Source organism: Streptosporangium sp. H13245 (assembly GCF_055690525.1).
In genome coordinates, this window is sequence record NZ_JBSZKT010000022.1 from 64,923 (window position 1) to 83,215 (window position 18,293).

The window sequence follows — 18,293 nt, forward strand, 5'->3', positions numbered from 1 at the left end:
AAAAGCTACTGTGCTTAGCTTTAGAGCTATGAGCAATAGCCAAGGAGTACGCGCGATGGGTACCGAGTTCCTGGACGTGACGGACGGGCGGCTGGCGTACGAGATCAGCGGGCCGCAGGACGGGCCGCTGGTGGTGTGCGCGCACGGCATGGGCGACACCCGCAAGGTGTTCCGGTTCCTGGCACCGAGGCTGGCGGAGGCGGGCTACCGGGTCGCCACGGTCGACGTACGCGGCCACGGCGAGTCCAGCACGGGCTGGCCCGACCACAGCCCTCAGTCGGTCGGCGCCGACCTGCTGGCCCTGGTCCGCCACCTGGGCGGCCCCGCCGTCCTGGTCGGCAGCTCCTCCAGCGCCGGGGCGGTGGCCTGGACCACGGCGACCGCCGCCGAGGGCGAGGTGAGCGCCGTGGTCATGCTGGCGCCCTTCGTCGGACGGCCCCAGCTCGGCCTGATGCTGCGGCTGGCGCAGAACCTCGTCATGGCCAGCCCGCTCCTGTGGGGGATGTACTACCGCTCGCTCTATCCCACGGCGAAACCGGCCGACCTCCCCGGCTACCTGCGCGAGCTGAGGGCCACGCTGCGTGAGCCCGGCAGGATGGCCGCCGTCTCGGGGGTGGTCGCCCCCTCCGAGGGCCACTGGACCGACTGCGCCCCCCGCATGACCTGCCCCGTCCTGATCGTCATGGGATCGAAGGACCCCGACTTCCCCGACCCCGCCGCCGAGGCCCGCCTCGCGGAGGAGCTGCTGAGGCCGTACGCCGCCACGACCGAGATCGGGATGATCGAGGGCGCCGGTCACTACCCGCACGCCGAGATGCCCGAGGCCACCTTCACCGCCCTGACGGGGTTCCTGGCCGGAGCGGCCCGTGCCTAGGGCGGGCCTGACCTCCGGCGCGGTGGTGGACGCGGCGCTGGCCCTGATCGACGAGGAGGGACCCGGCGCGCTCACGCTGGCCGCGGTGGCCGCCCGCACGGGAGTGGCCGCCCCCTCGCTCTACAAGCACGTACGGGGCCTGCCCGAGCTGCGCAAGCTCGTCGGCCTGCGCGTGATGGACGACATGGCGGCGAGGCTCGGCACGGCGGCCATGGGACAGAGCCGCGACGAGGCGATGGCGGCCCTGATGCGCGCCTGGCGGAGCTACGTGGCCGACTTCCCGCACCGCTACGCGGCCTTCCCCGACAACCCGCTGATCGATCCCGACCTGGTCGACACGGCGACCCGCCTGCTGGGGGTGATCCTCGCCGTACTGCGCGGCTACGGCCTGGAGGGGGCCTCGGCGATCCACGCCACCCGCTGCGTCCGCGCGGCCGTGCACGGCTTCGCCTCCGTGGAGGCGGCCGGAGGGTTCGGCCTGGGGGAGGACCTGAACACCAGCTACGAGATGCTCATCGCCATGGTCGTGTCGGGCCTGCCCCGGACACCCGCCCCCTGAACGAGCGGCACCGGCCCCGCGGGCGACGGGCCCACCGGATACACCGGACCGCGCGGGCGGCGAAGCGGCGGGGCTTCGCGACAACGAACACGGCCGGACTCCGGCTTCACCGAAACCAGCGCGACCGGACCTTCACCCTCGCGAAGGCGACACCGCTGTCCCGTCACGAAAGCGACACCCCCGTCCCGGCTTCTGTCCCGGCTTCGCGGGAACAACGCGTCCGGACTTCACGAGAACGGCGCGTCCGGACCTCGCGGGAGCGGCACGCTCAGGTTTCGAGGAAGCGGATGTCGCGGGACGTCGCCGCCGGGGCGACGAAGTCGAGCAGGCGCGACCCCTCGGCCTCCAGGTCCGCCCGCTCCCCCGCGCTCACCGGCGCGAAGAGCTCGACCTCCAGGACCGCCTCGTCCCGCTTCCGCGTCACCCTCCACAGACCCCGTACGAAGCCGTCGACCAGCACCGTCGCCTTGATGATGCCGTTGATGGTGAAGATCCGCCCCCGGTACTCCTCCTCCGTGATCCGGGTCCTGGTCCGCTGGGCGAACGACAGCAGCATGTTGTCGAACTCCGACAGGTAGCGCACCGGAGCGGGGGTCCCGGGGTCGGGGCGCGAGGCCTCCGGCAGGTCGAACAGCTCCGCGCCGTCCTCGGTCACGAAGGCCCGCAGGTCCATCCCGCGGACGATCTCGCCCAGCCGGGTCATGCCCGACCACTGCTGGACGTCCATCACCGTGGCGGGACCGTAGGCGGCGAGGTAGCGGCGGACCGCCTCCTCGGCGGAAGGACGCTCGTCCTGGGAACGGCCCAGCCACGCCTCCGCGGTGGTGTGGGCGGCCTGCCCGCCCACCCCCCAGATCCCCCTCGGCGGGACCTGGACCAGCGCCAGCGTGTTGCGTACCCCGGCGACCAGGTCGGCGACGGGAGCCTCCGGCCACCGCTCCCGCAGCAGCGCGCCCAGCTCGCGGAAGGTCAGGGGGCGCTCCTCCACCAGCTTCCGCCCCACGGCGGCGAGCTCGTCCAGGTCCACCTCCGCCAGACCCCTGCCGTGCGCCGTCCCGCGCAGGCCCCGCGCCAACATGGGCCCCAGCAGCGGGCGCAGCGCCAGGCAGTCGTCGGCGGTGACCAGGTGGATGGTGGAACGCATCAGCGACAGCCGCACCACCAGGCGCTCGTTGATCAGCCGGGCGAGATCGTCGTGGGCGAACCCGGACAGACGGGTCCACAGCCCGATGTAGGGAGGATTCGGCGCCTGGGCCTGCATGCCGTACAGGTGCCGGACCGCCTCCAGCGCGGGCAGCTCCGCGCGGGCCAGCAGCAGCTGCCGCTCCAGGGTGGCCCGGTTGAGCGCGCGCCTGCTGAGCACCTCGGGCATGCGTGTCCTCTCGTGGCGAGTCACGACGCCTCGACGTCGCGCCGCCGGGGGCGGCGACATCGTGACGCCCGCTTTTCGGATTCACGGCCGGATCCACTGTCGGATCCGCCTTCGGATCCGCGCCAGAATATCAGAACGGAATGATTCGTTCCATATATCCCTATCCGGCACCCGGCCCTCAGAACTCCCGGCCAGTCCCCGGAACAGCCCGGCGGGGAACGCCGACGCCACCGCCGCACGCGAGATCCACCTCACCCACCCGTCGGCCGACGCGCCCGGATCCCAGGAGGCGCCGGACGACGTCGCCCCCTTCGCCCACCTCGCCCACGTCGAACCGGTGAAGGCATTCGAGCACCAACGGAGCCCCTGGGCGATCAGAGAGTCGGCGGCACCCACACGTACGGCGTCGTCGTCGTGATCGCCTCCAGGCCCAGCCTGGCGAGGATCGGGCGGCTGGCGTCGGAGGCGTCCACCTGCACCAGGTGGAAACCCCGCGCCACCGCCAGCTCCGCCCGGTACGACACCATCGCCCGGTAGACGCCCCTGCCCCGCCACTCCTTCAGGGTCGAGCCGCCCCAGAGCGAGGCGAAGTCGGTGCCCTCGTGGAAACGCACCCACGCCGCGCACACCACCTGCCCGTCCGCCTCGGCGACCACCACCGCGCACGGGTCTCCGGGCCCTGCGAGGTCGCGCTCCAGCATGCCGGGCAGCCAGCCGTGGTCGGCGTCCCAGACCGTCTCCTCCAGCTCGCGGATGCGCTCCAGGTCGTCCCGCCCGGCCGCCTCGCGCAGCCGTACCCCGGCGGGCGGCGCCTTGACACCGGCCAGCTCACCGGCCTCGCCGACGAACACCGTCTCCCGCTCCCTCGGCTCGAACCCGGCCGCCGCGAGCCGTTCGGGCAGGTCGGCGGGCAGGTCGTAGCCGTGGTACTTCCACTCGACCTCGCGCCCGACCCGGGTGAAGAAGTCTCGCTGGCGCTCGATGAAGGCGTCCAGCTCGGCGCCCTCCAGACCACCCAGGTCCCGATATGTCAGGAAACCCTGACCGTGGCCGTTCGACACGGTCCTCAGCAGCGGCCCGACCCGCTCGGCAGTGCGGCCCGGCATCGGCCTGGCCCGCAGCTGCTCGTCATATGCCCTGAGGTAGGCGGATGCCCGCGATGAGATGTCCATTGCGAACAGCCAACCACACACTCATCGCCTCCGACATGGCGTTATGGACCTAGACACGGTCCGGAGAATCTCGCCCCGGCCCGGTGCCTTTACAACGTAGATTCTCGCGGGTGGCCGGTAGGGTCTGCATGGTGAGCGTGCCAGCCGTCCCCGCCTCGCCCGGCCCGTCCATCGAGCCCGCGCGAGACCCCTACCGGGTGTATCTCGACTCCCTGACCAGCGCGGAGTCCCGCCGCACCATGCGCGGCTGCCTCGACAGGCTCGCCGCGCTCGTCTCGGGCGACGAGGTCTCCTCGGGCGCGGGCCAGCCCTGGCACCTGCTGCGCTACGAGCACACCGTGCGCATCCGCGCCCTGATGACCGAGCGCGGCTGGTCTCCCTCGTACGTCAACAAGCACCTGGTCGCGCTGCGCAGGGTGCTGCGCGAGGCCTGGCGGCTCGGCCTGATGACCGCCGAGGAGTACCAGCGCGCCGCCGACCTGCCGACGGTCGAGCACACCCGCCTGCCCGCGGGCCAGCACGTGCCGCCCGAGGTGGTGGGCGCCGCGCTCGCCGCGTGCGACCGCGACGACTCACCGGCGGGGGCCCGCGACGCCGCCCTGCTGGCGGCCCTCTACTCCACCGGCTGCCGCCGCGCCGAGATCGCCGGGCTCATGCTGGGCGACTACGACCCCGGGTCGCGCTCGCTGCGGGTACGCGGCAAGCGCGACAAGGAGCGGATGGTCTACCTGACCACCGAGGCCCTCGCCAGGATGGAACGCTGGCTGGCCGTGCGGGGCCGCCCCTCCGGCGCCCTGTTCTGCCCCATCAGCAGGCTCGGCCGCCTGCGGACCAGGAACGGCGGCCCCGCCCCCATGACGGGACAGGCCGTCGCCGACATCCTGGCCAGGCGCCTGGCCGAGGCGGGGGCCGCGACGCGCACCCCGCACGACTTCCGGCGTACCTTCATCGGCGAGCTGCTCGACGCCGGGGTGGACCTGGCCACCGCGCAGGCCCTCGTCGGGCACTCCTCCCCCGCCACCACGGCCCGCTACGACCGCCGCCCGGAACGCCGCCGCCGCGAGGCCGTCGACAGGATCACCCTCCCCGCGCCCAAGCCGCTCTGACCACCGGCGCGAAGCCGGTACGGGTACCGGTGGCGGCACTCCCCCGGCACCTCGGCCGGGATCCGATCCCGACACGTTCCACCGGGCGCGCCGTAACTGTCGGTGGCGACCCCTACTATGAGCCACCTCAAGGAGGGATAGCCGCTCATGGTGGACGCGCTGAGGGTTTCGCTGCTGGTCACGACCGATCTGCCGCCCGATACCGACCTGAAGGAGTTCGGGCGGTTACTGGTCGACTCCGTGCTCACGCTCCAGCGGGGCGAGGTGACATATCCCGCGCTCCTGCGCGGCGGGGTGTTCTGGCTGGACCGGCCGCTGCCGCCGTCCGACGACGGGCTCCCCCGCGCGGCGGCCGAGGAGTTGCGGTTCGCGGCGCTGCTGGGCCATCTGTCGGCCGCTCACCCGCCGGGTTCGGCGAAGGAGACGGTCGCCGACGCGGGCCGGGCGATCACCGCCGCCGTCGCCGCCCGGTACGGCGACCTGGGCAGCCCGCCCGCCGTGATGGCGATCCGCGGCGAGGACGTGCGCGAGCGCACCCCCCGCTCGGCCATCCCCGTGGGGTCGGGGAGGGCCGCGGAGCCCCCGCGGCCGGTGCCGTCCCTGACCTCCCCTGCCTGAACGCCGCCCCGGCGGGCTGGTAGCTTCCCGTCCGTGGACGTGACAATCCGGTACGGGCGGATCGAGGATGTCGAGGCGCTGCTGGCCTTCTGGCTGGTGGCCGCCGAGGGGACCGACAGGCGCGACGACCCGGCCAAGGTGGTCGCGCTGATCGAGCGAGACCCCGAGGCCGTCCTCATCGCGGAGATCGACGGGGAGACGGTCGGCACGCTGCTCGCGGGCTGGGACGGCTGGCGAGCCCACCTCTACCGGCTGGCCGTGGATCCCGCCCGCCGGAGGCGGGGAGTCGGGACCGCGCTGATCCGGGCGGCCGAGGAGCGCTTCGCGGCGTTCGGCGCGTTCCGGGCCGACGCGATGGTGCTGCACGACAACGAGCTGGCCCATCACGCCTGGGGCGCCGCGGGCTACGCGCCGCAGCCCCAGTGGTCCCGCTGGGTCAAGCGGCTGGAGTGACGCGTCTCGCTCAGGTGAGCGTTCGGGAACGCCTGGTCACGGTGGGCGTGTCGCCGTCGCGTCCGGCTCGCGGGTGACCGGGGTCCCCGGGTGCCGCGTGAACGTCGCCACCCGACCGGCCCGTGGCGGCCACCTGGGTGCGACCGGCCCAGACCCGGCTGAGCTGAAGGACGCTCATGCCGAACATCAGCACGCCCAAGGGGACGTGCAGGGTCTTCACCTGCGCGATGCCCAGCGCTATCTGCGCCAGCGTGAGCCCCAGGAACCCGGCCGCGTACAGGATGGGCCTGGGCGACCCGCCACCCGGCCGCCACAGCAGGATCGCGGTGACCAGGTGCGACACCGCCACGGTGAACACCCCGTACGCCGAGACGCTGTGCAGTGTCCGTCCGCCGGGCGAGGACAGCAACAGCCCGGCGGTGACCGGCGCGGCGAAGAGGGCCAGGGTCTGCAGGGTGATCGCGACACGCAACAACATGGGTGACCTTGGCGACATGGATGACATGGCTGACTCCTTGACGGCTACGGGGCGGCGAGGTGAGGACCGCGACGATCCGCGTGCTGGACGATGCCTCGGAAGTCCGACGACACAACCACCGGGAATGTGAGGCGACACGTCAACCTCACACCCCGCCCCGGCCGGGCGTGCCGCGCCCATGACGTGACGTGTGACGACCGGAGTGCTCAAACAGCCGGAAGGCTTGGACGGCCGCGTGCCCGGGTTGGGTCCTACCGCTGCGGCTCCGTCGTCCAGGGGCGGAGCTTCTCGGGGTTGCGTATCGCCCAGAGGTGCTTGATTCGGTCGTCCGCGATGTCGAACGCCATCACCATCACGGTGACGCCGCCCAGCTGGGCCACCAGACCGGGCTGACCGTTGACCCCGCGCTCCAGGATCGTCAGGTCGGGGGCCCTGCCTGCGATGTCGACGGCGTAGCGCGCGATCCGCTCGGCGCCCTCGACCGGGCGGAGCACGGCACTGACCAGGCCGCCGCCGTCGGCGACCCCCGTGGCGTCGGGATCGAGCAGGCCGACGAGGGCGTCGATGTCCTTGGCCTCCCACGCCTGCTTGAAGGCTCTGACGATCTCGGCACGCCGGGCCACCGGGGTCGCGGGGTCCCGCGAGGCACGGATGCGGCGGCGGGCCGAGGAGGCCAGCTGGCGGCAGGCCGCCGGGGTACGGCCGAGGATCTCGGCCACCTCGGCGAAGGGGTGGCGGAAGACGTCGTGCAGGATGAACGCGACGCGCTCGGCCGGGGTCATCGCGTCGAGCACGACGAGGAAGGCCATGGCGATCGACTCGTCCAGGGTGACCCGGTCGGCCGGGTCAACCGTGACGCCACCCGGCCGCCCGCTGATCCACTCCGTACGGTCGGGCAGCGGCTCGGGGACCCACTCGCCCACGTAGCGTTCCCGTCGGGCACGGGCCGAGCCGAGCAGGTCCAGGCAGACGCGACTGGCGACGGTCGTCAGCCAGGCGCCGGGCGACTCGATGGCCTCCTGTTGCCGCCGGGACATGGCGTACCAGCGGGCGTAGGTCTCCTGCACGACGTCCTCGGCGTCGGCCAGGGAGCCCAGGAGCCGGTAGGAGAGATTGATCAGCTGACGCCGCTCGCTCATGACCACGCTCAGCCCCGGATCGAACCGGCCGTCTCCCGGCTCGGACTGATCAGGCTGAACGAACTGACTGGATTGACCAGGCTGACCGAGCTGACCAGGCTGACCTGGCCCGCTCCCCGGCTCGGACTGGCCGAACCGACCGTCCCCCGGCTCAGGCTGGCCCGACCGGCCGGTCCCCCGCTCGGACTGGTCAGGTCGGCCGTCTCCCGGTTCGGATGGGGTGGTCACGGTGTCACCGGCTCCCTTGGTCGCGTCTGCCCTCACCGGATCGACGAGACAACCCCCCGGAATGTGAGGTTGACGCGTCGTCTCACATTGTCGGCCGGTCGGCGGCCGGGTCGCCGGGCCCATGGGACACCCTCCACCACGCGGGAAGGCCCGGCGACCCGTGCCGGTATGCGGCCGTATGAGGATCGCCGTCGAAGACCTGCGCCGGAACGGGTGATCGTCCCCGCGGCCGGAAGTATCGCGAAACGGCTCTGCGATCACCTCTCACCCACACTTTAAGGTCATCGCCATTTATACGCTTTTCAGGAATATAGGAGATGGATTCCCGAGGCATGCTGTTTATTTGCTCCCGCCAGGCCTCACCTGCTTGTCTTCATTCTTTGGCTGAGCAATCCTTGGTTTGCGGCACCGAGGCTGCGATATCCCGCCAATTCACACTTCCCGGTTATTCACTCACGGGTACGGAACGTCGCGCGGCTTCGTACCGCCGAGGCGGAGCCCCCGGGACTCACGGCGTTCACGAGATTCGCGGCGCTCGCGGCGCTCGCGGCGCTCGCAAAGCCCGATGCCCGCTCGCCGACGAACGCACGCCGGACACCGGCTGACGGCAGGCACGGCACGGCACGCCCGGAGGCATGAATGAACGACGACGGTACGCTCACGCTGCCCCCGCCCGCCTCGGCGCCCCGCCCTCTTTCGCGGCCGGGCGGTTCGCGGGCGGCCCCGATCCTGGGACCGGCGTTCGTCGCGGCGATCGCCTACGTGGACCCCGGCAACGTGGCCACCAACCTGACCGCCGGGGCGACGTCGGGCTACCTGCTCGTGTGGGTGGTCGTGCTGGCCAGCCTCGTGGCGCTCCTCGTGCAGTTCCAGGCGGCGAAGCTCGGCATGGCGACCGGCAGGAGCCTGCCCCGGCTGTGCCGCGAGCGTTTCTCCCGTCGCGGCGGCCTCCTGCTGTGGTTCCAGGCCGAGGTGGTCGTACTCGCCACCGACCTGGCCGAGTTCGTCGGCGCGGCCATCGGGATGCAGCTGCTCTTCGGGATGCCGCCCGCGATGTCGGCGGTGGTCACCGCCGTGGTGGCGCTGCTCATGCTGCAGCTGCGGCGGCACGGCCGGACGCGGCGGTTCGAGCTCGTCAGCGCCGCGAGCCTCCTGCTCGTCGGGGCGGGGGTCGTCTACGACGTCGCCGAGGTGGGCGGGCAGTCCGTCGCCGGGCTGGCCGGTGGGCTGGTACCCCGTCTGGACGGCGGCGGCTCGCTGGTCCTCGCGATGGGCATCGTCGGCGCCACCGTCATGCCGCACGCCATCTACCTGCACTCCGCGCTGGTGCAGGGACGGGGATGGCCGGCCGGTGCGGCGTGGCGGCGGCCCGCGCTCGTCCGGCGGGCGCTGCGGATCGACTGCCTGCTCGGCCTCGGCATCGCCACGGTCGTCAACGTGTCGATGATCGCCCTGGGGGCGGGGCTCGGCGCGGCGACAGGCGGAGCCTGGACCGGCGACCTGTTCGCCGCCCACGCGGAGCTGCTGAACCGGGTCGGCGGCGGCGCCGCCCTGGCGTTCGCCGTCATGCTCCTGTCGTCGGGGGTCTCGTCCTGCGGGGTGGGCACCCTGGCGGGAGACGTGGTGATGCGGGGCTTCCTGAACCTCCGGGTCCCGATCCAGCTGAGACGCGTCGTGACGATGACACCGGCCGTTCTCGCCCTGGTGCTCGGCGTGCCGCTGACCAGCCTGCTGATCGTGAGCCAGGTGGTCATCTCGCTCGGCGTGCCCGTCGCGCTGTTCCTGCTCGTCCACTTCTGCCGCGACCGGTCGGTCATGGGTCCCCTGGTCAACGATCCGCTGACCACGTGGATCGCGGCCTGCGCGGGCGCCGCGGTCGCCGCCCTCGGGTGCTGCCTCCCGCTGACCTTCCTGTTCTGACCCGTTCTGACCTGCCCTGAACCTGCTCCGAACCTGTTCTGAGAGCTCTCACCGTTCTCCCGGGAGGCGGAGCCCGGGGTTCCCGTACCGGAGGCACCGTATGAACACCGTCACGTCGAGCACGCCATGACCAAAGCGACCATCGCGACCACCGGAGCCTGACGGCGTGAACGCGAGGCAGCGGGCGGAGCGGCGCGGGCACCCGGGCGAGCCCCGGCTCCCCGCCGCGTGCGCGGTGATGGTCGCCGCGGTGCTGTACGCGGCACTGCCGGGCAGGCTCATCCTCGGGCCGCGGTATGTCATCCCCACGCTGGAGCTGCTACTGCTGGTGCCCCTGATAGCGATCAACCCCCGGCGCATGGTCCGGGAGAACTGGTTGATGAGGCGGCTGTCCCTCGCCCTCGTCCTGGTCATCGCGGTGACCAACGGGGTGTCGCTGGTCCTGCTCATCATCGAGCTGGTGTCAGAGGAGGTGAGGGAGGGCAGGCAGCTGCTGCTCGCCGCGGGCGAGGTGTGGGTGACCAACATCATCATCTTCGGGCTGGCCTTCTGGGAGCTCGACCGGGGAGGACCCGTACGGCGCACCCAGGCGAAGGGCGGCCACCTGCCCGCGGCCGACTTCCGCTTCCCGCAGGACGAGGACCACGACGCCGTCGCCGAGGTGGCCTCCCGGTCGTCGGCGAGGTCGGGCTGGACGCCCGGCTTCCTCGACTACCTCTACGTGTCGGTGACGAACTCCTCCGCGTTCAGCCCCACCGACACCATGCCGCTGTCGGTACGGGCGAAGCTCCTCATGGCCGCGCAGTCGGTGTCGGCGCTCATCCTCTCCGTGGTCGTCATCTCACGAGGTGTCAGCCTGCTGCGGTGACGCGTCCCGGACGACTCGGGCGTGCCCGCGCCGCGACGCCGCGGTGACGAGACGCGGGGTGATCACCGAGATGATCAGGAGCAGGCCGGTGACGATCGACTGGATCTCGGTCGCCACGTCGTTGAGCATGAGCAGGTTGCGCAGCAGGCCGATGAGCAGCACCCCGGCGATCACGCCCCCGAGGGTGCCCCGGCCCCCGTCGAAGTCGACGCCACCGAGGAGTACGGCGGCGATGACGGCGAGTTCCAGCCCGATGCCGTTGTCGGCGCGGGCGCTGCCGTACCGCAGGGTGAAGATCACCCCGGCGAAGGCGGCGACGGTGCCCGAGAGCACGAACAGGATCAGTTTGATCCGCTTGACCCGGATACCGGCGAACCGCGCCGCCTCCTCCTGCGCGCCGATCGCGAACAGCGACCGGCCGAAGCCGGTGGAGTGCAGCACCACGGCGGTGACCGCGGCCAGCAGGACGAACAGCGCCACCGGGTACGGGATCGGCGTGCCCGGCACGTCGCCCACCGCCAGCTCCGTGTACGGCGCCGGGAACTCCGCGATCGCCCTGTCGCCCAGCACCACGTAGGCGAGGCCCCGGTAGAGCGCGAGCGTGCCGATGGTGACGGCGAGCGAGGGCAGCCCGAGCCTGGTCACCAGGAGGCCGTTGACCAGCCCGCACACCGCTCCCACCGCGACCGCCAGCGGGATGATCGTCTCGATCGCCCAGCCCGCGTCCCAGAGCGAGCCGACCAGCGCGCTGGACAGGCCGAGTACCGAGGCCACCGACAGGTCCACCTCCGCGGCCACCACCAGCATGGTCATCGCCAGCGCGACCAGCGCGATCTCCCCCAGGTCGCCGAGCGCGAACGACAGGTTGCCGACACTGGCGAAACCGGGCGATCCGGCCGAGCCGCCGATGAGGACGAGGACGAGCAGCAGGCCGACGAACACGTCCCAGCGGAGCAGGCGGCCGAGCGAGCCGCGCTCCGGCCGGCCGGTGGGCGGCACGGTCGTCACCCCGGCCTTCGCGGTCGTCACGTCAGGAGCCATGTCGGGAGTTCCTCCTCCGCAGTACCCGCGCGACCCGCAGCGCGAGCAGCCGGTCGACGCTGATCGCCAGGAGCAGCAGCGCGCCGGTGACGGCCTGCTGCCAGAACGGGTTGATCTTGAGCACGACCAGCGCGCTGGTGATGGTGGTGAGCAGCAGCGCGCCGAGCGCCGCGCCGTACACGGTGCCGACGCCGCCGGTGATCGCCACCCCGCCGACCACGACGGCGCCGACCACCTGGAGTTCCCAGCCGTTGGCGGCGTCGGCGACCACGGTGCCGAACCGCGACAGCCAGAGCACCCCGGCCAGGCCCGCGAGCGCGCCGCTGAAGAGGTAGGCCCCCATCACGCGGCGCCGCACCGGCACGCCCGCCAGGCTCGCGGCCTCCGGGCTGGAGCCGATGGCGTAGAAGTCGCGGCCCGAGGCGTAGGAGCGCAGGTAGTAGCCGACGGCCAGCATCACCGCGACGGCGATCACCGGCAGGTACGGCACCCCGAGCACCGAGCCGTTGCCCAGGGAGAGCAGCGCGGGGGGCAGGTCGACGGCGTTGATCTGCCGCCCGTGGGCGATGTAGTGGCCGACGCCCTGGATCACGTACAGCGTGCCGAGGGTCACCACCAGGGCCGGTACCCGGCCGAAGCTGACCAGCAGGCCGTTGGCCAGGCCGCAGAGCGCGCCGATCGCGACGCCCAGCACGACCGCGAAGACGACGCCCCTGCCGTGACCGGCGGAGAGGAGGTCGCCGACGGTGAAGGCCACCAGCCCGACCACCGACCCGGCGGACAGGTCGATGTTGCGGGTGATGACGACGACGGACTGGCCGACGGCGAGCAGTACCAGGATGGAGGCGTTGAGGAAGATGTCGGTCAGGCCCTGCCCGGACAGGAAGTTGCCGTTGGCGCTCGCGGTCACCGCGACCAGGACGGCCAGCGCCACCACGATGCTCAGCTCGCGGGCCCGGAACACCAGGTCCACCAGGCCGCGGGCGCTCCGCCCCGCGGTGACGGCGCTCATACGCCCTCCCTCGCCGCTCGCGGGCCCGGGACGCACCTTTTGAGACCGTCCCCCGTAAGGCGCGCACCCGGAACGTCTCCACCGGCGCCCCCGCCCGTCACCCACGCTCCCGGAGCGCCGTACTCTCCGGCCTCCTCCGTAAGACGCGCGACCGGGACGCGGCTCCCTGAGCCACCCCTCACACGGCGTGTGCCCGAAACATGTCCACCGGCGCCCCCGCCCGGACGTCCGATAGGGCCCGTGCCCTCGTCCCGCCTCATCACGAGATCCTCCCGGTCGCCGCCGACATGACGCTCTCCTCTGTGGCCCGCTCGCGCGGGATCTCGGCGACGAGCCGCCCCTCCCGCATGACCAGGACCCGGTCGGCCATGCCGAGCACCTCGGGCAGGTCGGAGGAGATCATCAGCACGGCGAGGCCGTCGGCGGCCAGCTGGGACAGGAGCCGGTGCACCTCGGCCTTGGTCCCCACGTCGATGCCCCGGGTGGGTTCGTCGACGATGAGCACGCCGGGTTCGGTGGAGAGCCACTTGCCCAGCACGACCTTCTGCTGGTTGCCGCCGGAGAGCACGTTGACCGCGTCCGACAGCCGGTCGAACCTGAGCCGGAGCCGGATCGCCCAGTCGCGGGCGCGGTCGCGCTCGGCGGCGCGGGAGATCACCGGGCCGCGGCGCAGTGTCCTCAGCCCGGTGATCCCGATGTTGCGCTCGATGGAGTGGTCCATGACCAGGCCCTGCTGGCGCCGGTCCTCGGGGACCAGGGCCAGGCCCGCGGACATCGCGGCGGTCGGGGACGCGGCGGGCAGCGGCCTGCCGTTCACCTCGACGGTCCCGGCGTCCCGGCGGTCCACCCCGAAGATCGCGCGGGCGACCTCGCTGCGTCCGGCCCCGACCAGCCCGGCGAGGGCCACGATCTCACCCCGCCGTACCTCGAAGGAGACGTCGGTGAACACGCCCTCGCGGGTGATCCGGCCCACCCTGAGCGCGACCTCACCGGTCTCGGTCTCCTGCTTGGGGTAGAGGGTGCCGAGGTCGCGGCCGACCATCCGGCGGATCAGGTGCTCGTGTGTCAGGCCCGCGACCGGCTCGGCGGCGATCCGGGCGCCGTCGCGCAGCGTGGTGACCCGCTGGCAGAGCTCGAAGATCTCGTCCAGGCGGTGCGAGATGAACAGGACCGCGCACCCCTGCTCGCGCAGCGTCCCGACCACGTCGAACAGCCGGGCCACCTCGTTGCCCGACAGCGCCGCGGTGGGCTCGTCCATGATCAGTACTCGCGCGTCCCGCGACAGCGCCTTGGCGATCTCGACGAGCTGCTGGTCGGCGATGGACAGGCCGCGGGCGGGCTGTTCGGGGTCGAGTGCCACGCCGAGCCCGGCGAACAGCCGCGCGGTCCGGGCGCGCATGGCCGCGCGGTCGATCCGGCCGAGGGTACGCCGGGGCTGGCGGCCGATGAAGATGTTCTCGGCGACCGACAGGTCGGGGAACATCGTGGGTTCCTGGTAGATCACCGCGACGCCCGCCCGCTGGGCGTCGGCGGGGTCGCCGAACTCCACCGGCTCGCCGTCCAGCAGAACCCGCCCGGTGTCCGGCCGGTGCACCCCCGCCAGGATCTTCACCAGCGTGGACTTCCCCGCGCCGTTCTCCCCGGCGAGCGCGTGCGCCTCTCCCGCGTACAGGTCGAGGGAGACGTCGCGCAACGCCCGTACGGCGCCGAACGCCTTGCTCACCCCGGCCAGCGCCAGGACCGGAGGGGGCTCGCCGGAGGGCGGCCCGAGCGGCGCCTCTCCCTCGTCCGGTACGGTCACCGCGCCACACCTCTCCCAGGACCTAAAAACGTTTTAGTAGGGTGAGCGGGACGCTAATCCCGGCCGTCTTCCTTGTCAATGGGGGATGAAACCCTCGTTTCCAATGCGTTACGCCACCTCTCGGACGGGGTGGGCCGAGGCGCGCACCGCCTCCGGGACGAGGTCTTCCCGAGATCGAATAACACGTTTTAATCGTCGCCCGTACCGGGAGCGGCGATCGCGGAGCCTCGGACACCTCGCGAGGACGTGGTCCCCGGGCCCGGCCTCGACACGCCCGGCGGACCAGGCCGGGCCACCCGCCACGACATCGGCCGGAGCTTCTCCGGGAGGGCGCCGGAGGGCCGTGACCTGCGGATCTCCGGAGCTCGCGACCGCGCGGGACACGCCGGTAGCCCCAAAGCGGAATAACCAGCGGCAGACGTCGGTTAGAGTGATCGTGCCGATGTGGTTTGTGTCCCCCGGGCCGCAAATTACCGCCTTCACGGAATACCGTTCGGCTGGAGCCGTGTTGTGCCTCTCGCCGAGGAGGCGACCGCCACATCGGCACCAAACGTCACGCCCCGCGGGCCCTTCCGGCCCGCGGGGCGTTTCTTTTTCTCCGTGCTCGTCCGCGCCCAGTGGGGGGTTTCACTGGATTTGCCCCGGAAAAGCGCGGCGGCGTTGGAGGAGGGCTACAAACCTGTGAGCTTCGCTTGTGCGGGTGCGTACAACCGTCGGCCGTCGGGCCACCACCTAGTGTTGGGTAACCCGTCTCATGAGGAGAGTCCGTGCTCTATCGCCTGACCAAGATTGTCGGCGCTCCGATCCTGCACCTGCTCTGGCCGACCACGGTCACCGGACACGAGTACGTTCCCGTCACGGGTCCGGCCATCATGGCCTCCAACCACCTGTCGATCCTCGACTCGACCTTCCTGCCGCTGGTGCTCAAGCGCCAGGTGCGCTTCGTCGCCAAGGCCGAGTACTTCACCGGCAATCCGGTGACCGCGATGTGGATGCGCGCCACCGGCCAGATCAGCATCGACCGGCAGAGTCCCACCTCGGCCCAGGACATGCTCGACGCGGCGGCGGAGGTGCTCAAGAACGGCGAGCTGTTCGGCATCTACCCGGAGGGCACCCGCTCCCCCGACGGCCGCCTCTACCGGGGCAAGGTCGGCGTCGCCTGGCTCGCCCTGGCCACCGGCGCCCCGGTGGTCCCGGTGGCGATGGAGGGCACCGGCGAGGTGTTGCCGATCGGGGCCGCGAGGCCCAGGCTGGGCCGGGTGAAGGTGCGCATCGGCAAGCCGATGACCTTCACCGGCTCAGAGACGAGCGCGCGGGACCGGCGCAGGGTGACCGACGAGATCATGTTCGCGATCCAGGAGCTCTCCGGACAGGAGTACGCGGCAAGCTACGCACCCAGCCGTACACAGAGCAAATGATCATTTATGGACATATGTCGCATTAGTACGCGCTAGGCTGCGGCCCTGGGGCAGCGAACTGGGGGGTCAGGTGGCACGGGGCAGAACGATCGCGATCACATCGGCAGCCGTCGTGCTGGTGGCCGGGGCCGCCGGGGGCGGCGCCTGGTGGTACCTGCACACCAGGGGGACGCCCCAGGAGACCGCGGAGCGGTTCGTCGGCGCCTGGCAGAGCGGCAACCTGGCGGGCATGCGCGCCGAGCTGGGAGCGCCGGACCCGGCCTTCGCCACGGCGTACGACAACATGCGCAAGGCCCTGGCGGTGGAGAGCACCGCGGTACGGCTCGACGGGGTGCGCGAGACCGGGGACGGCACGGGACAGGCCACCTACACCGCCACGCTGAGACTCAAGGACGTCGGCGAGTGGAGTTACTCCGGCAGCGTCGACCTCGCGGTCGTCGACCGGCACTGGCGGGTCAAGTGGTCGCCCAAGGCCGTCCACCCCGACCTGACCGCGACCACCGCCTTCGCGCTGAAGACGAAGTGGCCGGAACGGGCCGCGATCACCTCGGCGGACGGCGGCCGCATCGACGGCTCCGACGTGGGCGGCTCGGTGCAGCAGCTCGTCGGCTACCTGGAGAAGGCCACCGCGAAGAGCGCCGCGAAGCTGGGCGTGCCCTACAAGGTGGGTGACGCGGTCGGCGCGAGCGGGCTGCAGCACACCTTCCAGGAGCGCCTGGCCGGAACGCCGGACACCGAGATCGAGCTCGTCGGCGCGGACAAGAAGGCGGTCAAGACGCTCGGCACGATCGAGGGCGAGTCCGGCGAGGCGCTGGAGACCACCCTGGACATGCGGGTCCAGCGGGCCGCGGTCGAGGCCGTCCGCGACCTGAAGAAGACCGCGGCCCTGGTCGCGATCAGGCCCTCCTCGGGCGAGATCCTCGCGGTGGTGAACAACCAGGGCGGTTTCAACCGGGCCCTGGACGGCAACTACCCTCCCGGCTCGACCTTCAAGGCGGTCACCGCCGTGGGGCTGCTGGCCGAGGGGATGAATCCCGGCGATCGGGTCACCTGCCCCAAGGACGTCAAGGTCGGCGGCCTGCCGATCCGTAACTCCCACCACGCCGCCTACGGCTCGGTGACGCTGTCCGACTCCTTCGCCTACTCCTGCAACACCACCTTCGCGCCGCTGACCAAGGACCGGCTGAGCTCCGACAAGCTGCTGAGCACCGCGGAGCTGTTCGGTTTCAACAAGCCGCTCAACATCGGCGTCGTGGCCGCCAAGGGCAGCTTCCCCAAGGCCGAGAGCGACGCCGAACTGGCCGCTGAGTCGTTCGGCCAGGGCCGGATCACCGCCAGCCCGCTGATGATGGCCTCGGTCGCCGCCGCGCTGGCCGACGGCACGTGGCGCCCGCCGACCCTGGTCTCCTCGATCAAGCAGGAGACGCAGCCGCAGGCCCTGCCCGAGGCCGTCATGGCGAGCATGCACCAGATGATGTCCGCGGTCGTCACCAAGGGCACCGCCAAGGACGCGGGCCTGCCCAAGGGCACCCGGGGCAAGACCGGGACCGCCGAGTACGGCGAGCAGGGCGACCTGAAGACACACGCCTGGTTCATCGGCTTCCGCGGCGAGGTGGCCTTCGCGGTGATCGTCGAGGAGGGCTCGGGCGGCGGCGCGGTCGCCGCCCCGGTGGCCGCCGACTTCCTGCGCGCCCTGGGCTGACAGGGGCTCCGGACCGTACCCCGAAGTTGATCTTTACTTCCAGGGTACTTCCGCGCTCACGAGGTCATGCGAAAGCCTTCGCTAAGGCTCCCCCTGACGATCCTGATCACCTCGCCCGCCGTCGTGATCACAACGGGAACGCGGCGGCGGCCTCGTGGCGCAGGACCATGATGAGCAGCGTGGCGATCAACGTCGCGATCAGCAACCAGCTGAACATGATGATGACCGTCGAACGGCGGAGACGCCGGGAGGCCCGGCCCCGTCCCTTCTTCGTGCCACGCCTGCGAGCGCCGCCCTCCTTGCGCTGGACACGCTCGTTGAACGACTCCAGCCGCGCGGCGAGCCGTGGATCCTCATCGATGAGGTGGCGCTCGATCTGCAGCAGCATGCGCTCTTCGTCTTGTGACCAGGCCATGCATCACCTCCCCGGAACGCAAGCCGTGTGCGGACGTTCTGCCCAATCGTGAAGATCATTATCCTTTCCGAGGGCTTCGATTTACCTCTTCTTTTCACGGACGCAATCCGAGCACGC

17 protein-coding genes are annotated in these 18,293 nt (G+C 71.6%); 9 read left to right on the forward strand and 8 right to left on the reverse strand.

The annotated features are described in order from the left end of the window. Positions 1-55 precede the first annotated feature (55 nt). Both ACW9TB_RS26030 and ACW9TB_RS26035 read left to right on the forward strand, forming a co-directional pair. Positions 56-874 carry an alpha/beta fold hydrolase gene (locus ACW9TB_RS26030; protein ID WP_472750679.1) on the forward strand — a complete coding sequence of 273 codons (819 nt, stop codon included), beginning with the start codon at positions 56-58 and terminating at the stop codon, positions 872-874. Continuing rightward, positions 867-1,433, forward strand: coding sequence for a TetR/AcrR family transcriptional regulator (locus ACW9TB_RS26035; RefSeq protein ID WP_472750680.1), 567 nt, complete (start codon positions 867-869; stop codon positions 1,431-1,433). Before ACW9TB_RS26030 ends, ACW9TB_RS26035 begins: the two co-directional genes overlap by 8 nt. 268 nt (positions 1,434-1,701) lie before the next feature. Here the strand turns inward: ACW9TB_RS26035 and ACW9TB_RS26040 are convergent, their stop codons facing one another. Next, positions 1,702-2,805, reverse strand: coding sequence for a winged helix DNA-binding domain-containing protein (locus ACW9TB_RS26040; RefSeq protein ID WP_472750681.1), 1,104 nt, complete (start codon positions 2,803-2,805; stop codon positions 1,702-1,704). Positions 2,806-3,179: 374 nt separating this feature from the next. Then, entirely contained in the window at positions 3,180-3,977 is a 798-nt protein-coding gene (locus tag ACW9TB_RS26045; protein ID WP_472750682.1) for a GNAT family N-acetyltransferase, read from the reverse strand. Positions 3,978-4,105: 128 nt separating this feature from the next. Here ACW9TB_RS26045 and ACW9TB_RS26050 point away from each other — a divergent pair, with 128 nt between their 5' ends. The 3 genes from ACW9TB_RS26050 (at position 4,106) to ACW9TB_RS26060 (ending at position 6,154) form a co-directional block, all read left to right on the forward strand. Continuing rightward, positions 4,106-5,083, forward strand: coding sequence for a tyrosine-type recombinase/integrase (locus ACW9TB_RS26050; RefSeq protein ID WP_472750683.1), 978 nt, complete (start codon positions 4,106-4,108; stop codon positions 5,081-5,083). Between the two features lie 147 nt (positions 5,084-5,230). Next, entirely contained in the window at positions 5,231-5,701 is a 471-nt protein-coding gene (locus ACW9TB_RS26055) for a hypothetical protein (RefSeq protein WP_472750684.1), read from the forward strand. A gap of 33 nt (positions 5,702-5,734) precedes the next feature. Further along, positions 5,735-6,154, forward strand: coding sequence for a GNAT family N-acetyltransferase (locus ACW9TB_RS26060; RefSeq protein ID WP_472750685.1), 420 nt, complete (start codon positions 5,735-5,737; stop codon positions 6,152-6,154). A 10-nt stretch (positions 6,155-6,164) separates the two neighbouring features. On the opposite strand, the gene ACW9TB_RS26065 is transcribed toward ACW9TB_RS26060, so the two are convergent. Together ACW9TB_RS26065 and sigJ are read right to left on the reverse strand one after the other, a co-directional pair. After that, the gene (locus ACW9TB_RS26065; protein ID WP_472750686.1) at positions 6,165-6,632 is read right to left on the reverse strand and encodes a hypothetical protein; all 468 of its coding nucleotides are present in this window, start codon (positions 6,630-6,632) and stop codon (positions 6,165-6,167) included. 251 nt (positions 6,633-6,883) lie between these two features. After that, positions 6,884-7,771, reverse strand: coding sequence for an RNA polymerase sigma factor SigJ (gene sigJ / locus ACW9TB_RS26070; RefSeq protein ID WP_472750687.1), 888 nt, complete (start codon positions 7,769-7,771; stop codon positions 6,884-6,886). 867 nt (positions 7,772-8,638) lie between these two features. Here sigJ and ACW9TB_RS26075 point away from each other — a divergent pair. After that, a complete protein-coding gene (locus ACW9TB_RS26075) occupies positions 8,639-9,919 on the forward strand; it encodes an Nramp family divalent metal transporter (RefSeq protein WP_472750688.1) in 1,281 nt (426 codons plus the stop codon). 166 nt (positions 9,920-10,085) lie between these two features. Then, positions 10,086-10,787 carry a hypothetical protein gene (locus ACW9TB_RS26080; protein WP_472750689.1) on the forward strand — a complete coding sequence of 234 codons (702 nt, stop codon included), beginning with the start codon at positions 10,086-10,088 and terminating at the stop codon, positions 10,785-10,787. Here ACW9TB_RS26080 and ACW9TB_RS26085 read toward each other — a convergent pair. The 3 genes from ACW9TB_RS26085 to ACW9TB_RS26095 form a co-directional block, all read right to left on the reverse strand. Beyond that, a complete protein-coding gene (locus ACW9TB_RS26085) occupies positions 10,761-11,828 on the reverse strand; it encodes an ABC transporter permease (protein ID WP_472750690.1) in 1,068 nt (355 codons plus the stop codon). The genes ACW9TB_RS26080 and ACW9TB_RS26085 overlap by 27 nt on opposite strands. Next, entirely contained in the window at positions 11,818-12,840 is a 1,023-nt protein-coding gene (locus ACW9TB_RS26090) for an ABC transporter permease (RefSeq protein ID WP_472750691.1), read from the reverse strand. The genes ACW9TB_RS26085 and ACW9TB_RS26090 overlap by 11 nt, the downstream gene beginning before the upstream one ends. A gap of 259 nt (positions 12,841-13,099) precedes the next feature. Further along, on the reverse strand, positions 13,100-14,563 hold the full coding sequence (locus tag ACW9TB_RS26095; RefSeq protein ID WP_472750728.1) for a sugar ABC transporter ATP-binding protein: 1,464 nt from the start codon (positions 14,561-14,563) through the stop codon (positions 13,100-13,102). Positions 14,564-15,408: 845 nt separating this feature from the next. Here ACW9TB_RS26095 and ACW9TB_RS26100 point away from each other — a divergent pair. Both ACW9TB_RS26100 and ACW9TB_RS26105 read left to right on the forward strand, forming a co-directional pair. After that, on the forward strand, positions 15,409-16,059 hold the full coding sequence (locus ACW9TB_RS26100) for a lysophospholipid acyltransferase family protein (protein ID WP_472750692.1): 651 nt from the start codon (positions 15,409-15,411) through the stop codon (positions 16,057-16,059). Positions 16,060-16,129: 70 nt separating this feature from the next. After that, complete coding sequence (locus ACW9TB_RS26105; RefSeq protein ID WP_472750693.1) at positions 16,130-17,761, forward strand: penicillin-binding transpeptidase domain-containing protein; 1,632 nt, start codon at positions 16,130-16,132, stop codon at positions 17,759-17,761. Positions 17,762-17,888: 127 nt separating this feature from the next. On the opposite strand, the gene ACW9TB_RS26110 is transcribed toward ACW9TB_RS26105, so the two are convergent. Next, on the reverse strand, positions 17,889-18,176 hold the full coding sequence (locus tag ACW9TB_RS26110; RefSeq protein ID WP_472750694.1) for a DUF3040 domain-containing protein: 288 nt from the start codon (positions 18,174-18,176) through the stop codon (positions 17,889-17,891). Positions 18,177-18,293: the final 117 nt, after the last annotated feature.

Coding starts and splice junctions, on each gene's coding strand:
- ACW9TB_RS26110 (WP_472750694.1), bottom strand. CDS start 18,176: ATGGCCTGGTCACAAGACGAAGAGCGCATGCTGCTGCAGATCGAGCGC.
- sigJ (WP_472750687.1), bottom strand. CDS start 7,771: ATGAGCGAGCGGCGTCAGCTGATCAATCTCTCCTACCGGCTCCTGGGC.
- ACW9TB_RS26050 (WP_472750683.1), top strand. CDS start 4,106: ATGGTGAGCGTGCCAGCCGTCCCCGCCTCGCCCGGCCCGTCCATCGAG.
- ACW9TB_RS26090 (WP_472750691.1), bottom strand. CDS start 12,840: ATGAGCGCCGTCACCGCGGGGCGGAGCGCCCGCGGCCTGGTGGACCTG.
- ACW9TB_RS26045 (WP_472750682.1), bottom strand. CDS start 3,977: ATGGACATCTCATCGCGGGCATCCGCCTACCTCAGGGCATATGACGAG.
- ACW9TB_RS26065 (WP_472750686.1), bottom strand. CDS start 6,632: ATGTTGTTGCGTGTCGCGATCACCCTGCAGACCCTGGCCCTCTTCGCC.
- ACW9TB_RS26055 (WP_472750684.1), top strand. CDS start 5,231: ATGGTGGACGCGCTGAGGGTTTCGCTGCTGGTCACGACCGATCTGCCG.
- ACW9TB_RS26030 (WP_472750679.1), top strand. CDS start 56: ATGGGTACCGAGTTCCTGGACGTGACGGACGGGCGGCTGGCGTACGAG.
- ACW9TB_RS26085 (WP_472750690.1), bottom strand. CDS start 11,828: ATGGCTCCTGACGTGACGACCGCGAAGGCCGGGGTGACGACCGTGCCG.
- ACW9TB_RS26075 (WP_472750688.1), top strand. CDS start 8,639: ATGAACGACGACGGTACGCTCACGCTGCCCCCGCCCGCCTCGGCGCCC.
- ACW9TB_RS26040 (WP_472750681.1), bottom strand. CDS start 2,805: ATGCCCGAGGTGCTCAGCAGGCGCGCGCTCAACCGGGCCACCCTGGAG.